The sequence below is a fragment of the Kocuria sp. genome (assembly GCF_030536815.1).
Lineage (GTDB): Bacteria > Actinomycetota > Actinomycetes > Actinomycetales > Micrococcaceae > Kocuria > Kocuria gwangalliensis.
On sequence record NZ_JAUNPE010000169.1, the window covers coordinates 1 to 4,269 of the forward strand.

The 4,269-nt window shown below is 60.8% G+C and carries 2 protein-coding genes; one reads left to right on the forward strand and one right to left on the reverse strand.

Annotated features, from left to right (window positions below; genetic code table 11):
- The coding region (locus Q4E95_RS11435; RefSeq protein ID WP_303383427.1) for a LuxR C-terminal-related transcriptional regulator at nucleotides 1-1,934 on the forward strand (1,934 nt) is incomplete at its 5' end.
- Between the two features lie 144 nt (nucleotides 1,935-2,078).
- On the opposite strand, the gene Q4E95_RS11440 is transcribed toward Q4E95_RS11435, so the two are convergent.
- Nucleotides 2,079-3,959 carry an FAD-dependent monooxygenase gene (locus tag Q4E95_RS11440; RefSeq protein ID WP_303383428.1) on the reverse strand — a complete coding sequence of 627 codons (1,881 nt, stop codon included), beginning with the start codon at nucleotides 3,957-3,959 and terminating at the stop codon, nucleotides 2,079-2,081.
- Nucleotides 3,960-4,269 lie beyond the last annotated feature (310 nt).

A 4,269-nucleotide genomic window follows, 5' to 3' on the forward strand; every position in this document is an offset into this window, starting at 1 on the left:
TTGTCCACCGAGTGCTTCCCACCGCCCCCGGGGTAAGAATTCTCACCACGAGCCGCGAGCCCCTAAACATCGCAGGCGAAAGCATTTACCTCGTTCCCCCGCTGGGCATTCCATCCGCCGCGGACGAACAGTCGGACCAGAACCTGGAACAATTCGAATCAGTCGCATTCCTTGTGGACCGAGCCCGCCATGTGATCGGTGACTTCGCGATCTCCCCCGAGAATCGACGAGCTGTAATCGAACTGTGCGGTCGTCTGGACGGAATGCCGTTGGCCATCGAATTCGCGGCTGCGCGCCTGCAGAGCATGTCCGTAACCCAGTTGCTCGATCGACTCGACCATCGTTTCCGGCTGTTGTCCCGAGGTACGCGCACCGCTCAACCCCGCCACCGCACGCTCCAGGCGTTGATCGACTGGAGCTATGAACTGTGCAACTCGGAGGAGCAGTTGCTATGGCAACGGCTGACGGTGTTCCCCGGTAGCTTCGACCTGGATGCCGCGGAAGAAGTCTGCGGCTTTGGTGATCTGAACCCTGACCTGGTGATGAACCTGCTGGATCGTCTGGTTTCCAAGTCCATCCTCCTCACCGAACGCACCGGGGAAGCCGTGCGATATCGCCTGTTCATGACGGTGCGCGAGTACGGCGCTGAACGGCTGGTGGAGGGCGCGGCCAGTGAATTGAGGCACCGCCATCGGGACTGTTACTTACGTCGCGCGGAAACCATGGTTTCGCAGTGGTGCAGCCCACGACAAGGCGAATTCATCCTCAGGGCCCGCACCGAACGTCACAACTCAATGGCCGCGCTGCAATGGTCGGTGGGCACCCCCGGTGAATTGACCGCCGCCACCCGCCTCGCTGTCGCGCTGCGTCACCACTGGGTTTCCGACGGGTACCTGAGCGAAGGCCGGTTTTGGCTCGATCGTGTTCTGGGCGGGTACGACGACGCCACCGCGTCACCCGAGCGCGGAGCGGCTCTCTGGGTCGCCAGCTGGGTCAGCCTGTTGCAAGGAGACCACGAGGCGGGAGCGAAATACTTGGCTGAATGCCGCCGAGTGGCAACCGCACTCGATGACGATGGCCTACTGGCCCACACCTGGCACTGGGCTGGCCTGCACAATCTGTTCACCGGTGACCTCACCACCGCCATCACACTGTACGAGCGTGCAGTGGCGGCCCACGAGCGCGTGGGTGACGCGGGTGGAAGCCTCACCGCGCAGTTCCAACTGGGAATGGCACAGGTTTTTCACGGGGACCCCAGGATTGCCCTGACCACGTGCGAGCATGCCATCCAGACTGCGAACAAGCACAACGAACTATGGAACCGTGCATACGCGCTATGGATTAGTGGGATTTGCCACTGGATGCTGGGCCATCACGAGGCTGCCCGCATCGTCGCAACTGAGGCACTCACGATTCAGAAGCACTTCCAGGACGCCATCTGCACCGCGTTAACCATTGAGCTGCTCTCCTGGGTCGCGGCGTCCACCCGAAACTTCCCGCGTGCCCTTGAACTTTCCGGGGCGGCAGCAAATGTATGGCGTGGACTGGGCACCACCATTGGAGCCTTTGGACCCCACATCCAACAGATCTCGAAGGCTTCCGCCAACCGGGTACAACAGGGGCTGGACCCGGAAGCACGGCATTCCCATCCCTATGGGCAACGGCCGCTGAGCAAAGAGGAAGCGATAGCGGTTGCCCTCACTGACTCCCCGGACCTGTCCAGCGCCGGGGAAATCGATATCGAGCCCCTTACCCGCAAGGAATGGGAGGTCGCCGAACTGGTGGCTCGGGGGCTGACGAACCGCCAAGTGGCCCAGGAGCTGGTCGTTTCACCCCGCACCGTGGACGGGCATGTGGGGCGGATTCTCACCAAACTCGACGTCACATCCCGCATGCATGTTGCCTCATGGGTAGAGGGCAGGCGCGTGAGCTAGAAACCCGCCCGGTATGAACGCGGACGCACGAGCCACAATCCAGAAGATGACGTGGCGCCCACGGACCGCAAGGGTCTATGGGCGCCACACAATGTCGATCAAATTAGCGGTTCAGCCCTCAATCACGCCTGGAAACGGTCGGCATCAGCCCGCGACCGGCGCCTTGGAGCGCACGGCCGGAATGACGCCTGAAAGGAAGCTCTCGATCTCGGAGGTGTCGTCCAGCGGGAAGACGCCGGCCACGTACTGATCCGGGCGGACCACCACCACGGCACCGTCCTTGCTGATGGAGCGCTCCTCGAAGATGTCATGATCCTTCAAGATGCCGAAGACCTTTTCCATGTCCGTCAGCTGGAACTTTCCGATCTTTGGCTTGAACGCTTCCGGAACGTCCGAGACGTCGAACTCGGTGTGCAGCTGGCGGTGGATGAGCTTGGTGTCGAACAACTCGGGCGACAATGCGCCCTCAGCCCAGCGGGCCCAGTCCTGCAGGGGCTGGGAGGCACCCGGTGCGACATCGTCAGCAAAGACGTAGACGCGCCAGCGACCATCCGCAAAGTGGTCATGGCCAATGTGCATCGGAACCAGGTCGCACACCCGACCCGTCATGGCCGATTTGAAGCGCCTACCGAGCGGATAGCCCTCCGCAAGCTTCTGGTGATGGTTGTCCGTGGTGATCATGGACGGCTCGTACTCGGTGAGGTATCCGGCGTTGAATTCGGCGTTCTGAATATAGAATTCCTCGAGCTCCCGCGGGTTCTCGAACTGGTCGCTAGGCTGGGCCATGAGCGTGGACCAAGCCTTGTCGAATTCGATCAAACGATGCGCAATATCCTTGCGCTCCTCCGCGTAAGTACGCAAGAGAGACTGGGGACTGTTGCCGGACAGCACGTGACCCAGTTTCCAGCCAAGGTTGAATCCGTCCTGCATGGAAACGTTCATACCCTGGCCTGCCTTGGCCGAGTGGGTGTGGCATGCGTCACCCGTTATGAACACGCGGGGATCCTCGCTGGAGGTCTTCTCAGAGGCGCGATCGTCGAAGTGATCGGATACGCGGTGGCCCACTTCGTAGATGGAGTGCCACACCACGTCCTTCACATCCAGCTTGTAAGGGCTCATGATTTCCTGCGCGGTGGCGATCACGTCCTCAAGCGGGGTGTCACGCACAGAACGATCACCTTCGGCCACTTCACCCAGATCCACGTAGAGGCGGAAGAGGAACCCACCCTCGCGGGGGATCAGCAAGATCGTGCGACCGGTCGAGGACTTGATGGTGCACTTCTTGCGGACATCTGGAAAGTCGGTGTCCGCGTAGATGTCCATGACGCCCCAAGCGTGATTGGCCTGCTTACCGTGCAGGCGGTAACCCAACGACTTGCGAACGTTACTGCGAGCGCCGTCCGCGCCCACCACGTACTTGGTGTGGACCTGGATTTCCCGACCTTCATCCGGGCCCGCGGATCGACGCAGGGTCACGGTGATCGGGAATTCCCGCTCCTCTGAGTCAGGGGCGACCTCCATGTCCACGAATTCGTAGCCGTAGTCCGGCTCCATGCGGGTGGGCGCGTTCTTCATAAACCGATTGAAGTGATCGATGATGCGCACCTGGGTGATCAGCATCATGGGCCACTCGCTGAATTCCGGCGGAAGTTCACGGGTGCTCATCTCACGGACGATGCGCTGCGAGTCCTGGGGATCCGGCTTCCAGAACGCCATATCGGTGATGGTGTGAGCTTCCTCGGAGATCTCGTGGGCAAAGCCGAAGGCCTGGAACGTTTCCATGGTCCGGGAATGCACGCCGTCAGCATTGGCCAGCGGCAGACGGTGCCCGCGACGCTCGATCAGCCGCGTGTTGACCTCTGGGAAGCGGGAAAGTTGCGCGGCAGCAACGGATCCTGCTGGGCCGCAACCCACGATCAGCACATCCATGGTCTTGGGCAGCTCGTCAGAGCGATTTACCCCGTAGCCCTGGGCGGGCATGGTCATCGGATCGCCGGTCTGGTAGCCATCTACGTGAAACTGCATGAGATCTCCTCAGTGAGAAAGGGACTACGTCTTATGTCGTGAGTCACACGCTAGGAAGCTCCCCCGGACACCACAACCAATCCGGCAGTAGAGCGCAAAAAAACTCGACATCTCGCGACGGCTAGCACAGAAAGTTACCTTGCGGAAGAGTGAGAATACGCGTATTCGACATCAAGACTGAATTTGTATTGATTTATGGAGGGTTCCCGATCACCCATGGTGACCTCGCGGAAAACCCGTGGGCCTGCTACCCGCGCCTTCTCTCAGCGCCACCAAAGCCGCCCGTGGGAAGATGATGCAATGGTCGATC